Origin of the sequence: Campylobacter sp. RM12637 (genome assembly GCF_020137645.1) — a bacterium.
Lineage (GTDB): Bacteria > Campylobacterota > Campylobacteria > Campylobacterales > Campylobacteraceae > Campylobacter_E.
Window position 1 is genome coordinate 1 of the sequence record NZ_JACGAV010000060.1, and the last position, 413, is coordinate 413.

General features: G+C 32.2%; 1 pseudogene. It reads right to left on the minus strand.

The features are described from left to right. Window positions 1-413, minus strand: a pseudogene (locus AVBRAN12637_RS09740) (methyl-accepting chemotaxis protein); the annotation flags it as partial.

The window sequence follows — 413 nt, forward strand, 5'->3', positions numbered from 1 at the left end:
CCATGCTCACCTGCACGTGCTGCTTCTATTGCAGCATTAAGTGCAAGTAGATTAATTTGTTCTGCAATGTCTCTTAATCATAGTAATAACATTTTTAATATCTTCTCCGTTTTTAATAACTTCGTTTGATTTTTGATTTACTGCATGCATAGATGCACTCATCTCTTCTACTGCTGCTGCACTTTCTTGTAAGCTACTTGCTTGCTTTCTTGCACCTTCGTTTATATCACTAACACTTGTTTTTAGTATTTTAGATTTATCTTGTAGGTTTCTTGCAGTTTCAAGGTTTGTTTTTAACATATCTCTTATTTGCTTACCTAACATATTAGTTGCAAGTTCTACTCTACCTTTAGCATTTTTTATTTCATTTCTAAAGTCGTTTTGGCTATATTCATCAAATATCTTTTCAATTG